The sequence below is a fragment of the Mesorhizobium metallidurans STM 2683 genome, from assembly GCF_000350085.1.
Lineage (GTDB): Bacteria > Pseudomonadota > Alphaproteobacteria > Rhizobiales > Rhizobiaceae > Mesorhizobium > Mesorhizobium metallidurans.
Window position 1 is genome coordinate 1 of sequence record NZ_CAUM01000051.1, and the last position, 23886, is coordinate 23886.

The window sequence follows — 23886 nt, forward strand, 5'->3', positions numbered from 1 at the left end:
GGACACCAAGATGACCACCGCGCTCCTCGACCGGCTCACTCACCACTGCGATATCGTCGAGACCGGCAACGAGAGCTGGCGCTTCAAGAACCGCGCCTGAACCCCAACCCGTTGAACCGCCCAGGTGCGCAACCCCGAGCAGCCTCGACCGATCGGATCAGCTCACCGACCTTAGGGGGTTAATATTGTGATCGGAAAATCAAAGGTAAAGAGCGAGTATCGTCGACTTTGAAGCCATCGGTGGGGATACTCAAAACTTCGCCCATTCGGCATCGAGCTGTCACGCCTTACTAGGGATCCTCACTTGGACAAAGCGACGACCATCATTGGAATAGACTGTAGCCCACGCGCGTCCAGTAACTCAGCGCGGATGCTCGGCGAGGTTCTTCGCTCGCTCGAGAGAGATCGGCGGGTGAAGGTCGTGGAACAGGTGCGTCTGGCCGATGAGCGTATCGACTGTCTCGGGTGCGAGCAGTGTTATCAAACGTTCGGATACCACGGCGACGGGATCGATCGTGTTCTGTCACTCATGAAAGAGTCGGACGTGATTCTGATGGCTACTCCCACCTGCTTCGGAATGCCGCCGGCCCTGGGCGTCGTCTTGCTCGACAGATCGGATCCCCTGTGGCGCGACGGACAACAGCTCAAAGGAAAACTCGGAGCGGTCATCGTCAACGGCGCCACCGATCCCGCGGACGATCCGAGTGTGCGCCTGTGCGCGGACAACATGATCAAGTTTTTCGAACAGCACGAGATGCCCTGCGTCCAGCCGGTCCATCTGGGGGGAACGCTCGCGTATCCCGAGCAACGGTTTCCGGACCCGCTCCCCGCCGGGACGATGGGCGTTCTCGAGCAATTGGCTGACGAGATCCGGCAGTGGGTCGGGAGCAGGTGATACCGGCACATCTCTTGCCTCCTCGCGTGGTGAGACACGAGGGGCCCAAACATGACCAATCTTCCCACCCGACTTTCGGAACACCTAAGCCTCGGCCGGTTACCGCTTTGCGCCCTGAAATCGCAAGAGCTCCTCGTGCTCGGCGCGGGTATTCAATCGGCGGTGGAGCAACTATCTTCCCAGCCCGATACCGCATGTTCGTTCGGAGTGTACGGTAGGCAGGGAAGTAAACGGGTGTCACTGGCGGAATTACTCGCCCCGGGTGCCGACGAATGGTGGGCCGGGCCGATCGAGTTCGAGCGCCTCGCCGATGATCACGCGGCGCCGTTGTCGTATCCCACGAACGGCCTCTTTCTCTTCACGGTCGAAACGGAGCCGGTGGCGCTTCTCGTTCGGCACGACGATGACGGGCACCCGTTTCTTCTGCGGCTCGAAATCGCCTGTCGTTCCGTCGATCACGCGGACCGAATCCTCGCGCAACTCATGAATGCGTCGCGCGAACGGCTTCGATCGTCTCCGTGCGCGATGTCCATCACGCCCGGGCCGTCGAAGGGCTTTATCTCCCGAGTCGTTTCGTCACCTGTCTCCGACCCCGAACAGCTCTTCCTTTCGGCAGACCTCACCGAGCGGCTTCGTGATTTCGTCGCGCCTGAACCCCAACCCGCTGAACCGCCCAGGTGCGCAACCCCGAGCAGCCTCGACGGATCGGATCAGCTCACCGACCTTAGGGGGTCAATATTGCACGCCGACAAGGGGTCAATCTTCAACGCCGTTTGACATGCGGCCTCTCCCTCAAACAAAAAAACCCGGCGCGAGGCCGGGTTTTTCAGAACTCAAAGGCGAAAAAGCTCAGGCAGCTTCTTCCTGCTCGGCTTCCTCGTTGTCGGCCTTGGCGCCGCGCTTGGGACCCTTGTTGAGGTTCACCTCGATGAGGCGCACCGCTTCGGTTTCCGACATGCGGTTGACGGCGGCGATCTCGCGCGCCATCCGGTCGAGCGCCGCCTCATAGAGCTGGCGTTCGGAATAGGATTGCTCCGGCTGGTTGTCGGCGCGGTAGAGGTCGCGCACCACTTCCGAGATCGAGATCAGGTCGCCGGAATTGATCTTGGCATCATATTCCTGGGCGCGGCGCGACCACATGGTGCGCTTGACGCGGGCGCGGCCCTGAACGACCTTCAGCGCGCGCTCGACATAATCCTCTTCCGACAGCTTGCGCATGCCGATGGAGGTCGCCTTGGCGACCGGGACCTTCAGGCGCATCTTGTCTTTCTGGAAATCGATGACGAACAGCTCCAGCTTGTGGCCCGCAACTTCCTGCTCGTCGATCGAGACGATCTGGCCAACGCCATGCGCCGGATAGACAATGTACTCGCCGGTCTTGAAACCGTGACGTGCTGCGGTGGACTTCTTCTGCGGTGTGATCGTTGCCATTACGCCGTGAACTCCTTGTTGTGGTGCCGGCATGGCGGCGCCGGCTGAACTCGTGCGGTCGGGCTACCGACCGTTAGCCGCACAACAGATGAACCCATCCGGAAAAGCGGGGACCGGCAAACCGCATAATTGCGACCGCCTGCCCCAGATTGCTCTGGTCCGGATTGAGAAATTCACCTTTCAGTGATTTGGGGCGTTGGCGCCATAAATCGACGTTGTGTCACCGGCATGTTTCGCTCATGTAGCACAAAAAGTCGGAAGAATCAAGGTTTTGCTGCACGCGCGAAGGCAAAGCACAACCGCTGCCTGTCAAGGCAGTTAATGCATAATGGCTGTTACGCAGCGTCATGCCAGCCAAGCTGGCGTACTATCAGTCGCCTTCGCCGGGCTCGGCGGAGAAATATTTCTCGAACTTTCCGGCCTCGCCATCGAAGGTTTTGGCGTCTGCCGGAGGCTCCTTCTTGGCTGTGATATTGGGCCATTTTTCGGCATATTCGGTATTGATCTGCAGCCATTTGTCGAGGCCCGGCTCGGTGTCCGGCTTGATCGCATCCGCCGGGCATTCCGGTTCGCAGACACCGCAGTCGATGCACTCGTCGGGATGGATGACGAGCATGTTCTCGCCCTCGTAGAAACAGTCGACCGGACAGACCTCGATGCAGTCCATGTATTTGCATTTAATGCAATTGTCGGTCACGACATAGGTCATCGGTCGGCTCCGGGAAGTCCCATTTTGTTAGAGCGACGTGCGTCCTATTGGACGCACAAAGTACGCTCTAACACTTTGAATCTACGCATCGTGCTTCCGAAAATCGATTCCGATTTTCGGCCGATGCGGTACTTTTTTGGTGAGGTAACGCCTTTGCCTGCCGCTGGCAAGGGCGGCCATTCCCACCGATATCGGTGTTTCCGGAATGGAATTCCAGACGCTTGCCCTGGTGGAGATTGGCGATTGCCTCAGTCCTCGCCCAACAGCCGGTCGGTTTCCCGGCGTTGCTTCTTGGTCGGGCGGCCGCTGCCGGCTTCGCGCAGTGCTGGAATTGCGTCGGGAATGGCTTCGCCCTTCGGCGGCGGCGGCGGCGACATGTCCTCATAAAGCATGCGCGCCTCCTCGGCGGGACCGCGCCGGGCTCCCGTGGCAAGTACCTTCCAGATGAAGATGCGCCGCTCGAGCGTGATGGTGAGAACGTCGCCCGGCCTGACCATATCGGAGGCCTGCGCTGCTTTGTCGCGATTGATGCGGACGCGTCCGGCCACCACCAGCCTGGCCGCCAGCGAACGCGATTTCACCGCACGCGAAAAGAACAGCCATTTGTCGATGCGCTGGCGGCCTTCAGCAACCATCGGACCGGACTGAGCTATTTCTTCAGCTGGTCGCGCAGCGCGGCGAGCTTGGCGAAGGGCGAGTCCGGATCGAAGCGCGCCGGGCGTTCCTCACGCGGCTTTGCCTGGAAGGCGGGCTTGCCGCCTGGCGCGCCGCCCTTGCCGTCCTGCCTGCCGCCCTTCCAGTCGGGCCTGTTGTCGCGGCGGTCGGGACGCTCGCCTTGCGGCTTGCCATCGCGCCGTTCCGTACCCTCACCTTGCGGCTTGGGCTTGAACTTCGAGCGGTCGAAGCGCGGCTTGCCGGCGCCGTCGCGCTGGTCGCGTCGACCTTCATTGGGCGGCCGGGGCGCGCCTTCGGCGCCTGCCGGCGCATCGCTTCGGCCCTGCGCGGCCTGTCCGTTGCGCGGGCGAGCGCGATTGTCGTGGTGGCGGTGACGGGGGCGCTGGTCGAAGCGGCCCTGACGCCACAGCAGGATCGGTTTCGGCTCCTCGGCTTCCACCGCGGGCTCGCTGGCTTCACCCTCCCCCTCGTGGGGAGGGTCGGCGCGCAGCGCCGGGGTGGGGAGAGCGTCGGCGCTGTCAGGCCTACCTGCATTGTCGGCGCCGTCACCCCCACCCGCGTCGCTTCGCGCCGCGACCTCCCCCATCGAGGGGGAGGTGAGGGCGTCAGCGCTTTCGGCAGGAGCGATGTCAGCGACCGTCTCCGCTGCGAGCGAAACCTCTTGCGTGATTTCGGGTGCAGCTTCGGTTTGTTCTTTCGTAGTGGACTCGGCTGCCGTCTCGGCTGCCACTTCGGCGACAGGTTCCACCGAGCCGTCGACGGTGGCTTCAGCAGCGGCAGCCGGCTCAGAACCTTCGGCCGCAGCCTCCGCGGCTGCTTGCGTTGCCACGGCTTCCGCCGCCTTGGCCTGCTCAGTGCGTGCGGCCTCTTCCAGCCTTGCCGCGGCAGCCTCGCGCGCGGCATTGTCCTGCGCTTCGAGCCGTGCCTTCACCTCGGCCGCCGGCTTCGGTTCGGCGCGGTAGCCCAGGCCTTTCAGAATCTCTTCCATATCGTCGGCGGTGGCGCCGAGGATCGACATCATTGGTGGCGTCACCATGAAGGACTGGCCGTCATAGGCGCCGTCGGGGCGCAGTCCCAGACCCGGCTTCCAGTTGGTCGCCGGGCGGATCAAATCGGCCAGCCGCTCAAGGATGTCGACGCGCACCGCGCGCCGGCCGAGATTGCGGTAGCCGGCGAGCTTGTAGAAGGTCTTGTCGAAAGCAGGATCGATGACCACCGAGGTGCGGCCTGACGCAAGCGCGTGAACCACGTCGCCGAAGCCGGGTTTGTCCTTGCCGTCGTTCTTCAGCGCCCACAACAGCGTGACCAGTCCGGCCGGCGCCGGCTTGATCAGCGCCGGCACGAAGACATGGTAGGCACCGAAGCGCACGCCGAGCCGGCGCAGTGCGGCACGGCCCTCCTGGTCGAGCGACTTCATCTCCTCGGCTATATCGCGGCGATTGATGAGGCCGAAATGCTCGACGAGTTGGAAGGCGATGCCGCGGCCGATACCGGTGATCTGGTCGGCGCTCTTGAGGTCGACCAGCGGCTTCAGCAAGGATTCGATCTGGTAATTGACGAAGCGCTCGGCGCGCGCCGCGACCTTGTCGCGGGCTGGACCGGTGAGCTGCTCGTCGGCCAGCAGCACAAGGCGGGGCTTCAATGCCTCGTCGCCGGCGACCAGCGTGCCGATCGGCGCACCGATCCAGCGCAGCGTGCCGTCGGAGCCGAGCGCGATATCGCCGTTGGCGCAGGCGCCGAAGCGTTCGGCCCGCGCCTCGAATTCGGCTGCCAGCGCCTTCTGGGCCGCCGTGCGCACCGCCTTGGCATCCTCGCCGCCGGCGCTCTGGTCGGCGGTGAAGCGGAACCCCTGCAATTCGCCGACATGATGGCCTTCGACGAGGACGGTTCCGGTTGGGCTGATTTCGGCTTCAGGCATGGTATTTTCTCTAAGGCGCCGCATGAGGACGGAAGTCCTGCGGTCTACGAAGCGTTTCGTCAACCGCTCATGCAGCGCATCCGACAATCTGTCTTCGATTTCGCGCGTCTTTTCCTGCCAGTGTGCCTGATCGGCCAGCCAGCCGGGCCGGTTGGAAACGAAAGTCCAGGTGCGGATCTGGGCGATCCGGTGCGACAGCGTGTCGATGTCGCCCTCCGTCGTGTCGGCACGGCGCACCTGTTCGGCCATGTAATTTTCATTGACATGGCCATGCCTGGCAAGGTCCATGTAGATCGAGGCGATCAGGTCGGCATGCTGGGCCGGCGCGATTTTCCGGTAGTCCGGAAGCGCGCAGGCTTCCCACAGCAGCGCCACGCGCCTGGGATCGGTGGCGAGCGCCCTTATCTCCTCGTCGCGGGAGAGATGCTCCAGCGCCTGCGCGTCGACTGCCGGCAGTGCGCGCGTCAGGCCCTCGACCGGCGCGTTGGTCTCGATCGAGCGCTTCAGCGCATCGAGGCTGGCGAAATCGAAACGCGCGGTGCGCCATTGCAGCACTTTCACCGGGTCGAACTCATGGCCTTCGATCTTCTTGATCAGCTCCTCGTCCAGCGGATCGACCTGGCCGGTGACGCCGAAGGTGCCGTCGCGCAAATGCCGGCCGGCGCGGCCGGCGATCTGGCCGAGTTCAGCCGCCGTCAGGTTGCGGTACTGATAGCCGTCGAATTTGCGGTTCTGGGCGAAGGCGACATGGTCGAGATCGAGGTTGAGCCCCATGCCAATGGCGTCGGTGGCGACGAGGTAATCGACATCACCCGCCTGGAACAACGCCACCTGCGCGTTGCGGGTGCGGGGGCTGAGTGCGCCAAGCACGACGGCAGCCCCGCCCTGCTGGCGGCGGATCAGTTCGGCGATGGCATAGACCTCGTCGGCGGAGAAGGCGACGATCGCCGTGCGCCTGGGCAGACGGGTCAGCTTCTTCGAGCCGGCATAGGCCAGATGCGACAGCCGCGGCCGCGTCACCACCGACACGCCCTTCAGCAAGCGCTGGAGGATGCCGTGCATGGTGGCAGCACCCAGCAGCAGCGTCTCCTGGCGGCCGCGCAGATGCAAGATGCGGTCGGTGAAGATGTGGCCGCGCTCGAGATCGCCGGCAAGCTGGACCTCGTCGATGGCGACGAAGGCGGCGTCGGTCTCGCGCGGCATGGCTTCCACCGTGCAGACCGAGTATTTCGCGCCCACCGGCTGGATCTTCTCCTCGCCGGTGATGAGCGCCACCTTGTGGGCGCCGACCTTCTCGCAGACGCGTGTATAGACCTCGCGGGCGAGCAGCCTGAGCGGCAGGCCGATGACGCCGCTGTCATGCGCCACCATGCGCTCGATGGCGAGATGGGTCTTGCCGGTGTTGGTCGGCCCAAGCACGGCTGTCACGTCGCGGCCCGACAGGATCAGCGGCTCAGTGTGTTTCGGCTGGATGTTCATCGGCTCGGAAATAACGCTTCTGCCGCTCGTTGCCGGGGAGCACGCCAGTGGTGGCGCGTGTCACAGCGCACACATAGGGATTTCGCGCGCGAAGCGAAAGCGGAATGTTCCGCCGGCGGGCCGAAGGCTCCATCCGGACGCCGTCATTCTGTTCCCGAATTAACAGGTGGAACGAGTCTGGAACGAATCGGCTACGAATCACTGACTCGCGCGGATTCAGGTTTTGTTCACGACTACATCTGGATTTTATACCGGTGATACGCACCACATGCTGAATCGGTGAATTGGCCCGATTCATGCAGGGAGGACGCTGTCATTAATCTTTGCCGGTGAACGATCGCAGCGGACCGGCCGGCCACGTCCAAGATTATGAAATTATTGACGTTTCCTAATGCGCCTTAACTTTTTCGGCGGTGGTTTCCGGCTTCGCCGTTAACGTTCCGGTCAAAGCCGGAACGAAACGGCGACGAATCAGAGATACCTCGGTATTCCGGTTTTGTTCACCCCAACATGTTGTGTTGTGAACAGGTTTTCCACCGGGAATCCACAGGTTGTGGAGCTGGTTTTGCACACGCGGCTGAGCCGCCCTTAACCTTTGCGTGCCGGATTGGGTCAGGGCGTCGCGCTGGGGGCGGCGATGGACAAGGCATTCTCGCCCGGTCTTCTTGAAACCTCAGGTGATGTACTGGCCGCCATTGGCGGTGAGGGTCGAGCCGGTGATGAAGCCGGCGTCCTCGGAGGCGAGGAAGACGACGCAGCGCGCGATCTCTTGCGGCTCGCCGAGACGGCCCGTAGGGATTTGAGCGATGATCGATTCCCGCACTTTTTCGGGTACGGCCATGACCATGTCGGTGGCGATGTAGCCGGGGCAGATGACATTGACGGTGATGCCGGCCCGTGCCCCTTCCTGGGCAAGCGCCTTGGTGAAGCCGATATCACCGGCCTTCGAGGCCGAATAGTTGACCTGGCCGGTCTGGCCCTTCTGGCCGTTGATAGAGGAGATGGTGATGACGCGGCCGAATTTGCGGTCGCGCATGCCGCCCCACAGCGGATGCGTCATGTTGAAGACGCCCGACAGGTTGGTGTCGAGGACCTCCTTCCACTGATCGCGCGTCATCTTGTGGAACATGGCGTCGCGGGTGATGCCGGCATTGTTGACCAGCACGGAAACCGGGCCGAGATCGGCCTCGACCCGCCCGATGCCGGCGGCGCAGGCGTCGTAGTCGGCGACAGACCATTTGTAGACGGGGATGCCGGTCTCCGCCTTGAATTTCTGCGCCGCCTCGTCATTGCCGGCGTAGTTCGCGGCAACCGAATAGCCGGCATTCTTCAACGCGATCGATATGGCCGCGCCGATGCCGCGCGACCCGCCCGTGACGATTGCAACCTTGTTCATGCGTTTCCCCTTTTTTTGATACCGCCCTTTTTTAGGGCTTTTTATGCACTGAATAAAGAATGGGCATTGAAGAAAGAGCGGGCGGCTCGCGCCGCCCTGTCATCATTATCGTTAGAGCGTTTCCACGCACATGGCGACGCCCATGCCGCCGCCTATGCACAGCGTGGCGAGGCCCTTCTTTGCACCGCGTCGCCGCATTTCGTAGACCAGCGTGTTGAAGACGCGGGCGCCGGACGCGCCGACCGGGTGGCCGATGGCGATGGCGCCGCCATTGACGTTGACGATGGAAGGATCCCAGCCCATGTCCTTGTTGACGGCGCAGGCCTGCGCGGCAAAGGCCTCGTTGGCCTCGACCAGGTCGAGATCGCCGACCGACCAGCCGGCCTTGGCCAGCGCCTTGCGCGAGGCGGGAATGGGTCCGGTGCCCATGATCTGCGGGTCGACGCCGGCGGCGGCCCAGGAAACGATCCGCACCAGCGGGGTGATGCCGCGCTTTGCGGCTTCGGCTTCGGTCATCAGCACCACGGCGGCGGCGCCGTCATTGATGCCGGAGGCATTGCCGGCGGTGACCGTGCCTTCCTTGTCGAAGGCGGGTTTCAGCTTGGTCATGGCTTCGAGGGTCGCGCCGTGGCGGATGTATTCGTCCTGGTCGACAATCGTGTCGCCCTTCTTGCCCTTGATGGTGACGGCGACGATCTCGTCCTTGAACCTGCCGGCCTTCTGCGCGGCCTCGGCCTTGTTTTGCGAGCCGACGGCGAACTTGTCCTGGTCGTCGCGGGTAAGCTGCCACTGGCGGGCGACGTTCTCGGCCGTGTTGCCCATGTGGTAGCCATAGAAGGCATCGGTCAGGCCGTCCTTGATCATAGTGTCGATCAGCTTGAAGTCACCCATCTTGACACCGCCGCGCAGGTGCTGCGCGTGCGGGGCCATCGACATCGATTCCTGGCCGCCGGCGACGATTATCTTCGCATCTCCCATAGCGATCTGCTGCATGCCAAGCGCGATGGCGCGCAAGCCCGAGCCGCAGAGCTGGTTGAGGCCCCAGGAGGTCGCTTCCTGTGGCACGCCGGCCGCCATCGCCGCCTGACGCGCCGGGTTCTGGCCTTGCGCCGCGGTCAGGATCTGGCCAAGGATGACCTCGTCGACCTCCTTGCCGTCGACGCCGGCGCGGGCGAGCGCTTCCTTGACGGCGACGGCGCCCAGTTCATGGGCCGGCGTGTTGGCGAAGGCGCCGTTGAAGGAACCGACGGGCGTGCGCGCCGCGCTTGCGACGACGATGGTGTTGGCAGCGGACATGTTCTTCTCCAGACTTCAGGGGATCGTGTTTTTGAGTGTCGTTGGGGACTTTTCTTGCCCGTTCCACAACTCAAGTCAAACCTGAAATGGGGCATGCCGGCCATGCGCGACAAGCAGTTTGCCCGCGCCTATGGGAATAGGGCCGTCGTTGCTGCGCAGCATATTTAGCCCGCCATGCAGCATTAATTGATCTCGCACTGCACAAACCACTTGGAATTGTGACGCTTTTGCGCATATCCTCAAAGAGGCGCAATCGTTATCGGCCGCTTACTCAAAGTGCGCCGGTGTCCGGGGAGGGATGCAGATGGCCGCGAAAGACGAACCAATCATCATCAAGAAATATGCCAATCGCCGCCTCTACAACACGGGCACCAGCACCTATGTGACGCTCGAGGATCTCGCCGACATGGTCAAGAAGGGCGAGGAGTTTACCGTCCAGGACGCCAAGACCGGCGACGACATCACGCATCCGGTGCTGACCCAGATCATCTTCGAACTGGAGAACAAGGACGGGCAGAACATGCTGCCGATCCCGTTCCTGCGGCAGCTGATCGCCTTCTACGGCGACCAGATGCAGATGATCGTGCCGAGCTTCCTCGAACAGTCGATGATCGCCTTCGCAAAGGAACAGGAACGGTTCCGCGAGCAGATGAAGGGCGCGATCGGCAAGTCACCGCTGGACATGATGAAGATCACCACGCCGATCAAGGCGCTGGAAGAGCAGACGCGCCGCAACATGGAGATGTTCCAGAACGCCATGCGCCTGTTCACGCCCTTCCCGCCCGCCGGCACGAATGGCCCCGGCACTGCGCCGGCCGAACCAGCCAGGAAGGATGCGCCGGAAAAGCCGGACGACCTTCAGGAGTTGAAGGAGCAGATCGCCGCCATGCAGCGCAAGCTCGACACCATGTCGTGATCGCCGGCGGCTTAAGCGCGTCAGATTTAATGCTCAAGCAAGCTCCTGCAGGGGTCCCTCGTAGCGGGCGCGAGGCCTGATCAGGCCGCTGCTTGTGATCTGCTCCACGGCATGCGCGGTCCAGCCGATGCTGCGGCCGAGTGCGAACAGGCGAAACGGTGCGTCGGCCGGCAGATGCAGGCGGCGCGTCAGCGCGGCGAGCGCGAAATCGACGTTGGGGCGCATGCCCGTTTCCGCGAAAACAGCATCGCGCAGCCGCACGAGCCCGCTGTCCACGTCGATGCCGAAAAGCAGCGCCTGGGTGCGCGGATCGCCTTCGGGATAGAGCGCATGGCCAAATCCGGGCAGCGGCCTGTCATGGCCAAGCCAGCGCCCGATGGCAGCGTCCGCCCCCAGCCTCTGCGCATCCTCGACGAGCCCCATCAGCGCTTCGGCAGCACCGCCATGGCGCGGTCCGGAAAGCGTGACGAGGCCGGCAAGCAGGCAAGCGGCAATCGGCGAGCCGGTGGAGGCGGCGACGCGGGCGGCGAAGGTCGACGCGTTCAATTCATGATCGGCCAACAGGACCAGCGCCCGGCGGATCAAATCCGCGCCGGCGGCGTCGACGGACCAGCCCTGCGCCAGCCTTTCGTGTACGGTGCCGCTGCCCGGCCTCGCACCCAGCGCCAGGGCCAGAGAGCCGATGGCGCCGGCGCCGTCTTCCTGCAGCGAAGCCGGATTGCGTCCGAGCGAGGCCCTGCCTTCAGCGGCCAGCGCGGCCAGTCTCGCAAAAGCCGCCGCCCGGCCGGTTTCAGGGCTGTCATTGGAACCCGGCAAAGCGAACGATACGGCAGCGCCGGAGGCCCAGAGCAGCTTTGCCGTCTCCTCCAGCGTGGCCGTGGCGGAAAGCACTGCCGCATCCTTGCCGCTATAGATCAGGCGGCCATGCTCGACGGTCGAGATCGATGTCGATATCGCCGGTTCGCCCCAGGCAATGGCGCTTTTGGCGATCGCCTGGGGGCTTCGTCCGCGCGCCCGGCGGGTCGCCAGCGCCGCGATATCGTCGGCGCGATACTGGCTGCGGCGCGGGTCCAGCCGATCCGGCCTGACGCCGATGCGACCACGGCTGACATAGGCATAGAGCGTCTGCGCCCGCACCTTGAGCCTTTCCAGAGCCTCTTCCCGCGTCAGCCACTCAGACATGTCCCACCCAGGCGTCCCGGAATATTGATTCACTTGATCAATATTGATGGATTTGTCGTTCACCATTATCTGCAATGCGAAATCGGTCAAGGAGACAACAATGGCAAACGGGCTCGACGACGTGGTCGCGGCGGAAACAGTGCTCTCCGATGTCGACGGTCTTGGCGGCCGTCTCACCATCCGAGGCCATTCGCTGCAGGAACTGGTCGGCCGCTGGTCCTATTCCCAGGTGGTTCGCCTGCTGCTCGACGGCTTCTTCGAGGGTATTCCGGGAGACAAACAACTGGCCCGCGCAATCGGGCGGGCGCGCGTCGAGGTATTCGAACAGGTAGAACCCGCGCTGCCCTTTCTCGCCTCGCTCAACATATACAGCGGCATGCGAGCCGGCGTCGCGATGATGCCGGATGGCGACAGGCTTATCGATGCACTTCGGCTGATCGCCGCGCCCGCGGTGCTGACACCGGCCTTGCTGCGCCTGCGGCGCGGCGAAAGCCCGATTGCACCGGAGGCGAAGGCCGATCATGTCGCTGACATGCTGCGGATGCTGACCGGCGTTCCCGCGCCGCCGACACTGGCCAGAGCCCTCGACGCCTATCTGGTCACGGTGAGCGACCATGGCCTCAATGCATCGACCTTCGCGACCCGGGTGGTGGCATCGACGGAGGCCGGCCTGACGTCTTCGGTATTGGCCGGGCTCGGCGCGCTCAAGGGCCCGCTGCATGGCGGCGCGCCCGGCCCGGTGATCGAGATGCTGGACGCGATCGAGGCAAGCGGAGATGCGGCCGGCTGGCTGCGCGCCGAAATCGCGCACGGCGAGCGCATCATGGGGTTCGGTCACCGCATCTACCGCGTGCGCGATCCGCGCGCCGACGTGCTGAAAGCCGTGGTTCGGCAACTCGGCAGTGAAGACGGAGCCGGTCGCCGTCTGGCGTTCGCCGAAAAAGTGGAGCAGACGGCGCTCGAGGTCCTTCGGGTTGCCAAACCGTCGCGCTCTCTGCAAACCAATGTCGAATTCTATACCGCGCTGCTGCTGGAGGCGGCCGGCTTTCCGAAAGAGGCGTTCACCAACGTCTTTGCCGCCGGGCGCGTGGCCGGCTGGATCGCCCATGCGCGCGAGCAGCAGACAAGCGGGCGGCTCATCCGCCCGCAGTCACGCTATATCGGGCCGGTGCCGAAGCTGGTCGCTTGAGGTCCACTCCTCGGCCCATTGCACGGGCCGAGCCCCGCTCCTTCGTGACAAAAATTTCATCTCATTGCTCGGATCGTGCTGCTGTTTTCACGCCGCACAAGACATATATGCTGCACTGCAATATATTCGTGCTAGAGCCGCATTGAGGATTCCGCCTTGCCCAACAGAAAAACCGCCATCGTCACCGGATCCACTTCGGGCATCGGCCTCGCCATTGCCCAAGCGCTCGCGGCGCAAGGCTGCAACATCGTCGTCAATTCCTTTTCCGATACGGCGGACGACCATGCGATTGCCGATGCGATCGCCAGACACCACGAGGTGAAGACCGCCTATATCAAGGCGGACATGTCGAAGCCGGCCGAATGCCGGGCCTTGGTCGAGAGGGCAGCCAAAACATTCGGCTCGGTCGATATCCTCGTCAACAATGCGGGCATCCAGCATGTCGCGCCGGTGGAGGAATTCCCGGTCGAGAAGTGGGATGCGATCATCGCCATCAATTTGTCGTCGGCCTTCCACACCATTGCCGCCGCCATCCCGCTGATGAAACAGGCCGGCGGCGGCCGGATCGTCAACGTCGCCTCGGCACACGGGCTGGTCGCCTCGCCGTTCAAATCGGCCTATGTCGCGGCCAAGCACGGCATTATGGGGCTGACCAAGACGGTGGCGCTCGAACTTGCGCGTGAAAAAATCACCTGCAACGCCATCTGCCCCGGCTATGTGTTGACGCCGCTGGTCGAGGCGCAGATCCCCGACCAAATGAAGGCCAACAAGATGGATCGCGAGACCGTCATCCGCGAGGTCATGCTGGAGAAGCAGCCGACCAAGGAGTTCGTCACGGTCGAACAGGTTGCCGCAGCCGCTGTGTTCCTGTGTTCCGATGCGGCGGCGCAAATCAACGGCACACATATCTCCGTCGACGGCGGCTGGACCGCCCAGTGAGTTCGGGCGCGCGCGATAAATCCGGCCGCCACATCAAGGACAACGCCATGACGACGAACGGCAAGGCGGAGGAGAAAAAGAAGATCAATGTCGCGCTGCAGGGCGGCGGCTCGCACGGCGCCTTTTCCTGGGGCGTGCTCGACCGGCTGCTGGAGGACGGGCGGCTTGATATAGCAGCGGTTTCGGGCACCAGCGCCGGCGCCATGAACGCGGTGGCGCTGGCCGACGGTTTCGTGCGCGGCGGGGTCGAGGGCGCGCGGCAAAAACTCGACGATTTCTGGCGCGCGGTGGCGCTGAAGGGCCGCTTCAGCCCGGTGCAGCGCATGCCGTGGGACGTCGCCTGGGGCAATTGGTCGATCGAGAACACGCCCGGCTATCTGTTCTTCGACACGATGTCGCGGGTGTTTTCGCCCTATGTCGCCAACCCGCTCGGCCTCAACCCGCTGCGCGACGTGATCGAGCAGGAGATCGATTTTAAGAATGTGCGCGCCTGCAAGTCGATGGAACTGTTCATCTCGGCGACCAATGTCGAGACCGGGCAATTGCGCGTCTTCTCGGATGGCGAGATCGACCTCGACACGGTGATGGCATCGGCCTGCCTGCCGCAACTGTTCCGCGCCGTCGAGATCAAGGGCGTGCCCTATTGGGATGGCGGCTATGGCGGCAATCCGGCGCTGTTTCCGTTCTTCAAGACGGCCGCCACCGAGGATGTGCTTTTGGTGCAGATCAATCCGGTGGTGCGCGAAGGGACGCCGAAGAGCGCCAACGAAATCCAGAACCGCATCGACGAGATCACCTTCAATGCCGGGTTGCTGCGCGAATTCCGTTCGATCGCCTTCGTCAAGGAACTGATCGCCGCCGGCCGGCTGCCGCATGGCGAATATCGCGACATCCGCATGCACCGCATCGATGCCGACGAGGCGTTCAAGGACCTGTCGGCGTCGTCCAAGGTCAATGCCGAATGGGCCTTCCTGACCTATCTGCGCGACCTCGGCCGCACCGCCGCCAGCGACTGGCTGGAAGAGAATTACGACGCCGTCGGCAAACGGCCGACGCTCGATCTCTCCGGCGAGCTCGACGACGGCTTCAAGCCGGTGCGCGGCCCGGCACCCGGCCGGCGGGTCAAGGAATTCCTGGCGGCGCGCAAGAAGCCGGAGACGGCACGCCGCCAGGCCTGAGGCGTTTGGACGTCAGCTTTTTTGCAAGGCTAGATCGATCACCCTGATCAGTGCGGCCGCCGCCTGCCGCTGTTGGTCCGGATCGCTGATGCGCGTCTTCATGCCCTCCAGCCCGTCGAACAGCATGTCGGCCAGCAATTTTGCCGACAAGCCCTTGGCGGCGAGATCGACGCCGTTTCCGACGGCCTCGTCCTCGATCGCCGCGGCGACGTGCCCGACAAGGTCGCCACGCCAGCATCCGACCAGATCGGCCACACTCGACTTCATGTCGAGGAGCTCGGCGCCATGCGGAGAGGTGACGACGGCGCGCATCATCGAGATCAGCGCTCCGTCGATGGCGCGCGTCATGCGCTCGGCGAAGGCGCCGTCGCCGGCAAGCGCCGTTTTCGCCTGCTCGATCGAACGGCCGAGCAGCATCATGGCTATGGCGCGGAAAATGTCGGTCTTGTTCTTGAACAGAAGGTAGAGCGCCGGACGCGACATGTCGGCGGCGCGCGCAATGTCGTCCATGGTGGTGCGGGCAAAGCCATAGGCCAGAAACACCTTCATCGCGCCGTCGAGGATACGGGCGCGTTTGGGGTCGATGTTGGCGAAGTCTTCGATTTCGATCATGGGCAACACTATCTGCCATGCCTCTATTGACAAAATAACGAAATTTGTCAAGATGTATGAGAGGGAAATGGCCAGCTAGCCATTTCGCCTTGGGCAGTGGACGACAACGAAGGGTATCCCCATGCGCCTCACCGTCGATGGGCAATCGTTCGATATCAATGCCGATCCCGAAATGCCGCTGTTGTGGGCGCTGCGCGATCTCATGGGCAAGACCGGGCCGAAGTTCGGCTGCGGCATCGCCGCCTGTGGCGCCTGCACGGTGCATATCGGCGGCCAGCCGGTGCGTTCCTGCTCATTGCCGGTCGGTCAGGTCAGCGGCGCGGTGACCACGATCGAAGGCATCGGCATCGAGGGCAAGCTGCATCCGGTGCAGCAGGCCTGGCTGGAAGAGCAGGTCGCGCAATGCGGCTATTGCCAGGCCGGCCAGATCATGAGCGCTGTGGCGCTGCTCGATGAGGTCGCCGACCCGAGCGATGCCGACATCGACAATGCGATGGGCGGCAATCTCTGCCGCTGCGGCACCTATCCGAAGATCCGCGCGGCGATCAAAAAAGCCGCCGTTCTCAAGACGGCGGGGCTCTGATCATGGCCAGCGTCGGAAAGATCGCCCGCCGCACGTTTCTCATCGGTGCGGCCGCCATCGCCGGCGGTGTCGCCGTCGGTTATTACTATTACCGCAAACCCTTTGCCAATCCGCTGGAAGGCGATCTCGCCGCTGGTGAGGCAACCTTCAATCCCTATGTGAAGATCGGCGCCGACAACAGCATCACCATCGTCGCGCCACGCGCCGAGATGGGACAAGGCATCTCGACGACGCTCGCCGCCATGGTCGCCGAAGAGCTCGATGTCGGCCTGGACCAGATCAAGGTCGAGCATGGCCCGGCTTCCTATGCCTACTACAATTCAGCGATCCTGGAGGAGGGCGGCCCCTTCGCCTTCTTCGACGAGAGCATGACCGCTGAAGCGGTGCGTGCCGGCATGGGCGTCGCCGGAAAATTCCTTGCGCTGCAGGCCACTGGTGGCTCGGCCTCGACACGCGATGGTTTCGACAAGATGCGGCAGGCGGGTGCTGCCGCGCGCCAGATGCTGATTGCGGCGGCCGCGCAAAGGCTCGGCGTCGCTGCCGGCAATCTGGAAACGGCCAATGGCAGGATCCTGCACAAGGCGTCGGGCAAATCGCTGGCCTATGGCGATGTTGCTGCAAGCGCTGCCGCGACGCCGCCGCCCTCAGATATCAGGCTCAAGGACAGAGACGACTGGAAATTGCTGGGAAAGCCGCAGAAGCGTATCGACATGCTGGCCAAGGTCACCGGCGCACCGATCTTCGGCATCGACGTGACGCTGCCGGACATGTTGTTCGGCACGGTCAAGATGAGCCCGCGCTTCTGGGCAAAGCCGGTCAAGGCCGATCTGTCAAAGGCCGAAAAGATGCCTGGCGTGGTCAAGATCGTGCCGATCGAAACGAATTATGGCCACGGCTTCGGCGTCATCGCGGAAAACACCTGGGCGGCGTTCAAGGCGGCAGAAGCGATCGAGGCCGAATGGGCCGATCCCGAATACCCGCTGGACAGCGCCGCCATTTCCGATGCGCTGAAGCAGGCGCTCGGCGCCAAGGGCTCAGCGATGCGCGACGATGGCGACGTCGATACCGCCTTTGCCGATGCACCGCGCGAAAGGGTCGTCGAGGCCGACTATGCCGTGCCATATCTGGCGCATGCGACGATGGAGCCGATGAACGCCACGGCGCGGCTGAAGGGCGGCGTGCTCGACATCTGGTGCGGCAATCAGGCGCCGACGCTGGTGCGGCAGCTTTGCGCCAATCTGGTCGGCATCGAACAGAACAGGGTCAATGTCCACACCACCTTCCTCGGCGGCGGCTTCGGCCGGCGCGTCGAGGTCGATTACGCGCTGTACGCCGCGCTGATGGCGAAGGAAACAGGCGGGCGTCCGATCAAGGTAATTTGGACGCGCGAGGAGGACATGCGCCACGACGCCTACCGCCCGGCTGCCGTCGGCAGGTTCCAGGCGCGGCTCGGCGATGACGGCCTGCCGGTCGCCGTCGACATGAAGATCTCCTCGCCGTCGATGATCGCCAGCACCTTGCGCCGGCTGTTTCCCTCGATACCGGCACTCGGCACCGACAAGTCCATCGTCGACGGCGCCTACAACCAACCCTATACGATCCCGGATTACAGGGTGGCCGGCATAGCGGCCCCCGTGACCATCCCCGTCGGCTCCTGGCGGTCGGTCGGCAGCTCGATCAACGGCTTCTTCCATGAAGGCTTTCTCGACGAGATCGCCGTCGCGGGGAAAACCGACCCGGTCGTACTGCGCAAGACGCTGATGGCCGCCTATCCCTCTGCGGTGAAGGTGGTCGAGAAGGTCGCCGAGATGGCGAAATGGGGCGAGGCGCTGCCCGCCGGCAAGGCCAGGGGCATGGCGTTTACGCTCTCCTTCGGCAGCTGGGTCGGCGAGATCGTCCAGGTCGCCGACATGCCGGCCGGCATCCGCATCGAGAAAGTGTGGATTGCCGCCGATGTCGGCACCGCGCTCGATCCCGGCATCGTCGAGGCACAACTCATCTCCGCAGCCATCTACGGCCTGTCGGCGGCGATGGGTCAGGAAATCACCTTCGCCGACGGCATGGTCGAACAGTCGAATTTTCACGACTTTGACGCCATGCGCATCTTCCAGTGCCCGGCCTTCGAAGTCGCCATACTGGAAAATTTCCACAAAATGGGGGGCGTCGGCGAAGTCGGCACACCGCCGGCCGCGCCGGCGCTCGCCAATGCCGTCTTTGCGCTGACCGGCAAGCGCATCCGGACGCTGCCCTTGTCGAAGGAGGTGGCCTTCGCATGAAATTCTTTGCCACCATGCTGACGGCTGCTGCCATGCTGTTTGCGGCAGCTCCTTTCGCAAGCGCACAAGAAGACGAGGCAAAGCCGTCCGCGATGGCCGACGCGGCCAAGGGGCTGGCCGAACGGGACAAGATCCAGGCGGTGTTCTCGCATCCGCGCTGCGCCGGCTGCCATGTCGCGGACGATCGGCCGCGCTGGTCCGGCGCGCATTATGGCGGAACGCGCGTTCATGCCTTCAATGTCCAGCGCGGCGCCGACGGTTCGGGTTTCGGCAATCCGGGCTTGCGTTGCACGGCCTGCCTTTCTCCAGCAATTCCAATGCGCTGCATGGGCCTCCCGGCGCCGAGAAGTGGCATTTGGCGCCGGTCGAGATGGCCTGGTTCGGACAGTCCTCGGCGCAAATCTGTGCCCGGATCAAGGATCCCGCCCGCAATGGCGGCCGCAGCCTCGGGGATGTCGCGCTGCATGTCCGCAACGACAGGTTAGTGGGCTGGGGCTGGGTGCCGGGAAGAGCCGGCGCCAGGCTCGGCGGGGGAAACCTATCAAGCGATCGAGAGCTGGATGGCGGCGGGTGCGCCGTGTCCGACACTGCAATAGTCCATCAACTTTCTGACTATATTACGGTGCAACTTTGATGTAGAAGCGCGTCTCGCCGATCACGGCAATTTGAACACGGCCTTGCGCGCACCCATATCGGCAGCGCGTCCGAGTTTAGAAGACGCGGTAGTTCTTAGTAGACACGGTCTGGCCAAAACCCGCGCACTGGAAAACGACGATGCCGAAGATCAGGTTTCACAAGCTTGCAGCCATTATTGTGCTTATCGGTTTCGCTGCCTGGATGGCGACGGGAGAGTTCTCGTCCGTCGGCAGCGCAGCCGCCGACGGCAAGCCCAAGGCAGGCGAAGTCGAGCAGCCCAAGGCGGCTGACACCGACAAGCCCAAGCCCACTGAGGCGGAACAGCCCAAGGCGCCGTTGCGCACTGTCGCGATCATAACCCCGCCGCGGCGCACCTATGCGCGCGCCATCCGCATCTCCGGACTGACCGAAGCCGACAAGCGGGCGGTCCTGGCGACCCGGGTCGACGGCATCATCGACAAGCTGCCGGTCAAGCAAGGCCAGCACGTCAAGACGGGCGATCTCGTGCTGATGCTTGCCACCGAGGAAAAGCTTTCGGCGCTCAGCAATGCCAAGCAGCTTGTCGCGCAGCGTCAGGCCGAACTCGATGCGGCCACGCGGCTGGCGAAAACCGGCAACCTGCCCAAGCTGCAGCTCGACAACGCCCGCTCCACCCTGACCTTGGCGCAGTCGATGCTGGAAGCCATGCAAGCCCAGCTTGATCGCAATGAGGTGAGGGCTCCCTTCGACGGCGTCATCGACCGGGTGCCGGTGGAGCTTGGCAGTTCCGTGATGCAGGGCGGCGAGGTGGCGACCATCCTGAAGCTCGATCCGGTGATCGCCCGCGGCGAAGTCAGCGAACGCGATCTCGGCTATCTCAAGCTTGGCGACGAAGCCAATGTGCGTCTGGTCAGTGGTCAGACCGTCAAGGGCACGGTGCGCTACATCAGCCGGGATGCGTCTTCGGCAACCCGCACCTTCCGGGTCGAGGTCGCCATCCCCAATGGCGACGGCTCCGTGCCGGCCGGCATGACCGCCGAAATCGCGCTCAGCGCCCAGCCGACCGACGCCGTGATGCTGCCGCGCTCGGTGGTGACGCTCGGCGACAAGGGCGATCTCGGCATCCGCGCCGTCGACAAGGACGACAAGGTCGTGTTCTTCCCGATCGACCTGGTCGACGACACGCCGACCGGCCTGGTGCTCGGCGGCATCCCGGCCGACGCGCGCATCATCGTCGCCGGCCAGGAACTGGTGAAGGAAGGCGAAGTGGTCAAGCCGGTCGAGGCCGACCAGGCGACCATCCAGAAGCTCTTGGGCGAAGCGACGGTCGGGACGCAGTAGTCATGGATATCGTCAGACTCGCAATCCAGAATGCCCGCTTGACCATTTCAGTGCTGGCCTTCCTCATCCTTGCGGGTGCGGTCGCCTATCAATCGACACCGAAGGAAGCGGAACCCGACGTTCCGATTCCGATGATGTATGTCAGCCTGATCTATCAGGGCATCTCGCCGGAGGATTCGGAACGCCTGCTGCTGCGGCCGATGGAAGCCAAGCTGAAAAGCCTGAAGGGCCTCAAGGAGATGCGCTCGGCCGCCTTCCAGGGCGGTGGTTACGTGCTGGTCGAATTCCAACCGCAGACGGATCTGGCGACGGCGCTGCAGGACACGCGCAGCAAGGTGCAGGACGGCAAGGCCGACCTGCCGCAGGCGGCCGAGGAGCCTGTGGTCACCGAAGTCAACATCTCCGAGTTTCCCGTTCTCGTCGTAACGTTGTCGGGAGAATTGCCCGAACGCGTGCTGACGGCTGCGGCGCGCGAACTGCGCGACCGCATCGAGGAAGTGCCCGGCGTGCTGGAAGGCGCGCTGCAAGGTGCGCGTGACGACCTCGTCGAAGTCGTCATCGATCCGATGAAACTGTCTTCCTACGGGCTGCAGCTCGACCAGCTGATCGGCGCTGTCGGCGCCTCCAACAGCCTTGTCGCCGCCGGCAACATCGAAGGCTCCGAGGGCAAATACGCCGTCAAGGTGCCGTCGCTGATCGAGACGCCCGAGGATGTGGCGGCACTTCCGGTCGTCGCCACGCCCAATGCCGTGGTGCAGGCCAAGGACATCGCCACCATCCGTTCCACCTTCAAGGACGCAGAAACGGTGACCCGCCTCGACGGCAAGCCGGCGATCGCCATCGAAGTGAAGAAGCGTATCGGCTCCAATTTGATCGATATGATCGCCCAGGTGAGGGCGGTGTCCGATACTTTCATCAAGAGCATGCCGGAAGGCATGCACGTCACCTACACGCAGGACAAGTCGGTCTTCGTCAACCAGCTGCTTAGCGATCTGCAGAACCACGTCATGATCGCCGTGATCCTGGTGTTCATCGTCATTCTCTATGCGCTGTCGGGCCGCGCGTCGGTCCTGATTGGCCTCGCTATCCCGTCGTCCTTCCTGATCGGCATCCTGCTGCTCGCGATGATGGGCTACACGATCAACATGATCGTGCTGTTCAGCCTCATCCTGGCTGTCGGCATGCTGGTCGACGACGCCATCATCGTCACCGAATTCGCCGAACGGCGCATGAGCGAAGGCATGCCGAAGGAAGAAGCCTTCGCGCTTGCCGCCAAGCGCATGGCCGGCCCGGTCATCGCCGCGACGATGACGCGTATCGCCGCCTTCTCGCCGCTGCTGTTCTGGCCGGGCATCATCGGCGACTTCATGAAATACATGCCGATCACGCTGATCGTCACGCTGTCGGCGTCGATGCTCTATGCGCTGGTTTTCGCGCCGACGCTTGGCGCCCTGTTCGCCAAGGCGCCGCCGCGTCACGAGGACGACAATCGCGACGGCTGGTACATGGCGGTGGTCAAGCAGGCGGTGCGCTTTCCCGTCACCGTGCTTGTCCTCACCGTCGGCCTTCTGGTCGGCGTCGGCTTTGCCTATTCGAAATATGGCGCCGGCGTCGAGTTCTTCCCGAATGTCGAGCCCGACTACGGCCTGCTCTACGTGCATGCCCGCGGCAATCTCTCGCTTGCCGAAATGGATGCCGCGACAAAGACCGCGGAGAACCGGCTGCTCGGCTGGCCGGGCGTGAAATCGGTCTATACCCGTGTCGGCAAGACGCAAGGCGGCGGCCAGGATGTACCGGAGGACGTGGTCGGCGTTATCCAGTACGAGTTCGTCGATTGGCGCGAGCGCAAATCAGCGAACCAGATCCTCGACGAACTGCGCGGCGTCATGGCCGGCATTCCGGGTGTCGATGTCGAGGTCCGCGTGCCCGAGGCCGGCCCGCCGACCGGCAAGCCGATCCAGATCAGGCTCTCGGCCGTCGACCCGAAAGGGCTCGACGACAAGGCCCGTGCGGTTGCAGCGCGCATTGGCAAGGTGCCCGGTGTCATCGACATTTCCGACGGCCTGCCGCCGCCCGGCGTCGACTGGGCGCTCGAGGTCGATCGCGCCAAGGCGGCCCAATACGGTATCAGCCCGACCTCGGTCGGCACCGTGGTGCAATTGGTGACGAACGGGCTGAAGCTCTCCGAATACCGGCCCGCCGGGGCGGACGACGCCGTCGACATCAGGCTGCGCCTGCCCGAGGACCGCCGCACGCTGTCGACGCTTGACGAACTCAGGGTGCAGACCTCGCAAGGATCGGTGCCGATCTCGAACTTCGTCGTGCGCAAGCCCGAGCCGACCGTCGGCATCCTCAACCGCATTGACGGCGCGCGCACCGTGGTGGTGCAGGCCAATGTGGCCGCCGGCGCCCAGGTCGCGGCCGTGCAGCAAGAGGTCACCAAGGCCGTCGCCGATATGGATCTCGGCAGCGGCATAGGCTGGAAGCTCGCCGGCTCGAACGAGGACAGCGCCGAAGCCAGCGCCTTCCTCAGCAAGGCTTTCGGCGCGGCGATCTTCCTGATCTTCCTCGTGCTTCTGGCGCAGTTCAACAAATTCACCAGCGTCTGGCTGGTGCTGTCCTGCGTGGTCATGGCGACGATCGGCGTGTTCCTCGGGCTTCTGCTGACGGGCGAGGCATTCGGCATCGTCATGTCGGGCATCGGCGTCATCGCGCTGGCCGGCGTGGTGGTGAACAACAACATCGTGCTGATCGACACCTACGACCGGCTGCGCGAGGAAGGTTGGGACAAGGTCGAGGCGGTGCTGCAGACCTGCCGCGAACGCGCCCGCCCAGTGGTGCTGACGGCGGTCTCGGCGATCCTCGGCGTGCTGCCGATCGCCTTCGGCCTCGGCCTCGACATCTTCCGCCACGAGACGACGATCAACGCGCCGTCGACGCAATGGTGGATTTCGCTGTCCTCGGCGATCGTCTTCGGCCTGTCCTTCGCCACAGTGCTGACGCTGGTGGTGACGCCGTCGATGCTGATGGTGTTCACCCGCGCCAAGGTCAAGTCCGGCGCACGGCGCGGCTGGTTCAGCCGGCTGTTCCGGCGTGGCAAGGGCGAGGTTTCGACCGAAGCGGCACCAGGACAAGATTCGGACTCCGAGCCGGCAATCGCCTTCCCGAAAGCGGCCGAATAGCTGACTTTTGATTAGCCGCATAAAAAGGCCGCCCGGGAACAACCAGGCGGCCTTTTGCATTGTCTCGTCACATC

General features: G+C 63.8%; 19 protein-coding genes. 11 read left to right on the forward strand and 8 right to left on the reverse strand.

What is annotated here, in order from left to right; all coding sequences use genetic code 11:
- The 3 genes from MESS2_RS32200 to MESS2_RS08750 form a co-directional block, all read left to right on the forward strand.
- The coding region (locus tag MESS2_RS32200) for an ATP-binding protein (RefSeq protein ID WP_244439915.1) at positions 1-100 on the forward strand (100 nt) is incomplete at its 5' end.
- Between the two features lie 204 nt (positions 101-304).
- Positions 305-895 carry a flavodoxin family protein gene (locus MESS2_RS08745; protein ID WP_006334414.1) on the forward strand — a complete coding sequence of 197 codons (591 nt, stop codon included), beginning with the start codon at positions 305-307 and terminating at the stop codon, positions 893-895.
- A 51-nt stretch (positions 896-946) separates the two neighbouring features.
- Entirely contained in the window at positions 947-1672 is a 726-nt protein-coding gene (locus MESS2_RS08750) for a hypothetical protein (protein WP_083918443.1), read from the forward strand.
- A 72-nt stretch (positions 1673-1744) separates the two neighbouring features.
- Here the strand turns inward: MESS2_RS08750 and MESS2_RS08755 are convergent, their stop codons facing one another.
- The 6 genes from MESS2_RS08755 to MESS2_RS08780 form a co-directional block, all read right to left on the reverse strand.
- Complete coding sequence (locus MESS2_RS08755) at positions 1745-2326, reverse strand: CarD family transcriptional regulator (protein WP_006327799.1); 582 nt, start codon at positions 2324-2326, stop codon at positions 1745-1747.
- A 370-nt stretch (positions 2327-2696) separates the two neighbouring features.
- On the reverse strand, positions 2697-3035 hold the full coding sequence (fdxA, locus tag MESS2_RS08760) for a ferredoxin FdxA (RefSeq protein ID WP_008873823.1): 339 nt from the start codon (positions 3033-3035) through the stop codon (positions 2697-2699).
- Positions 3036-3283: 248 nt separating this feature from the next.
- Entirely contained in the window at positions 3284-3670 is a 387-nt protein-coding gene (locus MESS2_RS08765; RefSeq protein WP_008873824.1) for an RNA-binding S4 domain-containing protein, read from the reverse strand.
- 14 nt (positions 3671-3684) lie between these two features.
- Positions 3685-7107: a helicase-related protein gene (locus MESS2_RS08770; protein ID WP_008873825.1), complete on the reverse strand. Its 3423-nt coding sequence runs from the start codon at positions 7105-7107 to the stop codon at positions 3685-3687.
- A gap of 673 nt (positions 7108-7780) precedes the next feature.
- Positions 7781-8503, reverse strand: coding sequence for an acetoacetyl-CoA reductase (gene phbB, locus MESS2_RS08775; RefSeq protein ID WP_008873827.1), 723 nt, complete (start codon positions 8501-8503; stop codon positions 7781-7783).
- Positions 8504-8614: 111 nt separating this feature from the next.
- Positions 8615-9799 carry an acetyl-CoA C-acetyltransferase gene (locus tag MESS2_RS08780; RefSeq protein ID WP_008873828.1) on the reverse strand — a complete coding sequence of 395 codons (1185 nt, stop codon included), beginning with the start codon at positions 9797-9799 and terminating at the stop codon, positions 8615-8617.
- A gap of 304 nt (positions 9800-10103) precedes the next feature.
- Between MESS2_RS08780 and phaR the strand changes: the two genes are divergently transcribed.
- Positions 10104-10715 carry a polyhydroxyalkanoate synthesis repressor PhaR gene (phaR, locus tag MESS2_RS08785; RefSeq protein WP_008873830.1) on the forward strand — a complete coding sequence of 204 codons (612 nt, stop codon included), beginning with the start codon at positions 10104-10106 and terminating at the stop codon, positions 10713-10715.
- A 33-nt stretch (positions 10716-10748) separates the two neighbouring features.
- On the opposite strand, the gene MESS2_RS08790 is transcribed toward phaR, so the two are convergent.
- Positions 10749-11897, reverse strand: a complete 1149-nt coding sequence (locus tag MESS2_RS08790; protein WP_008873831.1) for a citrate synthase — start codon at positions 11895-11897, stop codon at positions 10749-10751.
- A 100-nt stretch (positions 11898-11997) separates the two neighbouring features.
- Between MESS2_RS08790 and MESS2_RS08795 the strand changes: the two genes are divergently transcribed.
- The 3 genes from MESS2_RS08795 (at position 11998) to MESS2_RS08805 (ending at position 15203) form a co-directional block, all read left to right on the forward strand.
- Complete coding sequence (locus MESS2_RS08795) at positions 11998-13086, forward strand: citrate synthase/methylcitrate synthase (protein ID WP_008873832.1); 1089 nt, start codon at positions 11998-12000, stop codon at positions 13084-13086.
- A 156-nt stretch (positions 13087-13242) separates the two neighbouring features.
- Positions 13243-14025, forward strand: coding sequence for a 3-hydroxybutyrate dehydrogenase (locus tag MESS2_RS08800; RefSeq protein ID WP_008873833.1), 783 nt, complete (start codon positions 13243-13245; stop codon positions 14023-14025).
- Positions 14026-14072: 47 nt separating this feature from the next.
- The gene (locus MESS2_RS08805) at positions 14073-15203 is read left to right on the forward strand and encodes a patatin-like phospholipase family protein (RefSeq protein WP_040592550.1); all 1131 of its coding nucleotides are present in this window, start codon (positions 14073-14075) and stop codon (positions 15201-15203) included.
- 12 nt (positions 15204-15215) lie between these two features.
- On the opposite strand, the gene MESS2_RS08810 is transcribed toward MESS2_RS08805, so the two are convergent.
- A complete protein-coding gene (locus MESS2_RS08810; protein WP_008873835.1) occupies positions 15216-15815 on the reverse strand; it encodes a TetR/AcrR family transcriptional regulator in 600 nt (199 codons plus the stop codon).
- Between the two features lie 121 nt (positions 15816-15936).
- Between MESS2_RS08810 and MESS2_RS08815 the strand changes: the two genes are divergently transcribed.
- The 4 genes from MESS2_RS08815 to MESS2_RS08835 all read left to right on the forward strand — a co-directional run bounded on the left by MESS2_RS08815 (position 15937) and on the right by MESS2_RS08835 (position 23812).
- A complete protein-coding gene (locus tag MESS2_RS08815) occupies positions 15937-16398 on the forward strand; it encodes a (2Fe-2S)-binding protein (RefSeq protein WP_008873836.1) in 462 nt (153 codons plus the stop codon).
- Positions 16399-16400: 2 nt separating this feature from the next.
- Positions 16401-18674 (forward strand): xanthine dehydrogenase family protein molybdopterin-binding subunit, encoded by a 2274-nt coding sequence (locus MESS2_RS08820; protein WP_008873837.1) that lies wholly within the window; start codon positions 16401-16403, stop codon positions 18672-18674.
- Between the two features lie 774 nt (positions 18675-19448).
- Complete coding sequence (locus MESS2_RS08830; protein WP_008873840.1) at positions 19449-20630, forward strand: efflux RND transporter periplasmic adaptor subunit; 1182 nt, start codon at positions 19449-19451, stop codon at positions 20628-20630.
- A 2-nt stretch (positions 20631-20632) separates the two neighbouring features.
- Complete coding sequence (locus tag MESS2_RS08835) at positions 20633-23812, forward strand: efflux RND transporter permease subunit (protein ID WP_008873841.1); 3180 nt, start codon at positions 20633-20635, stop codon at positions 23810-23812.
- Positions 23813-23886: the final 74 nt, after the last annotated feature.

Excerpts from the sequence above, each read along its gene's own strand:
- MESS2_RS08750 (WP_083918443.1), top strand. The coding sequence starts at position 947 with ATGACCAATCTTCCCACCCGACTTTCGGAACACCTAAGCCTCGGCCGG.
- MESS2_RS08755 (WP_006327799.1), bottom strand. The coding sequence starts at position 2,326 with ATGGCAACGATCACACCGCAGAAGAAGTCCACCGCAGCACGTCACGGT.
- fdxA (WP_008873823.1), bottom strand. The coding sequence starts at position 3,035 with ATGACCTATGTCGTGACCGACAATTGCATTAAATGCAAATACATGGAC.
- MESS2_RS08765 (WP_008873824.1), bottom strand. The coding sequence starts at position 3,670 with ATGGTTGCTGAAGGCCGCCAGCGCATCGACAAATGGCTGTTCTTTTCG.
- MESS2_RS08770 (WP_008873825.1), bottom strand. The coding sequence starts at position 7,107 with ATGAACATCCAGCCGAAACACACTGAGCCGCTGATCCTGTCGGGCCGC.
- phbB (WP_008873827.1), bottom strand. The coding sequence starts at position 8,503 with ATGAACAAGGTTGCAATCGTCACGGGCGGGTCGCGCGGCATCGGCGCG.
- MESS2_RS08780 (WP_008873828.1), bottom strand. The coding sequence starts at position 9,799 with ATGTCCGCTGCCAACACCATCGTCGTCGCAAGCGCGGCGCGCACGCCC.
- phaR (WP_008873830.1), top strand. The coding sequence starts at position 10,104 with ATGGCCGCGAAAGACGAACCAATCATCATCAAGAAATATGCCAATCGC.
- MESS2_RS08790 (WP_008873831.1), bottom strand. The coding sequence starts at position 11,897 with ATGTCTGAGTGGCTGACGCGGGAAGAGGCTCTGGAAAGGCTCAAGGTG.
- MESS2_RS08795 (WP_008873832.1), top strand. The coding sequence starts at position 11,998 with ATGGCAAACGGGCTCGACGACGTGGTCGCGGCGGAAACAGTGCTCTCC.
- MESS2_RS08805 (WP_040592550.1), top strand. The coding sequence starts at position 14,073 with ATGACGACGAACGGCAAGGCGGAGGAGAAAAAGAAGATCAATGTCGCG.
- MESS2_RS08810 (WP_008873835.1), bottom strand. The coding sequence starts at position 15,815 with ATGATCGAAATCGAAGACTTCGCCAACATCGACCCCAAACGCGCCCGT.
- MESS2_RS08815 (WP_008873836.1), top strand. The coding sequence starts at position 15,937 with ATGCGCCTCACCGTCGATGGGCAATCGTTCGATATCAATGCCGATCCC.
- MESS2_RS08820 (WP_008873837.1), top strand. The coding sequence starts at position 16,401 with ATGGCCAGCGTCGGAAAGATCGCCCGCCGCACGTTTCTCATCGGTGCG.
- MESS2_RS08830 (WP_008873840.1), top strand. The coding sequence starts at position 19,449 with ATGCCGAAGATCAGGTTTCACAAGCTTGCAGCCATTATTGTGCTTATC.
- MESS2_RS08835 (WP_008873841.1), top strand. The coding sequence starts at position 20,633 with ATGGATATCGTCAGACTCGCAATCCAGAATGCCCGCTTGACCATTTCA.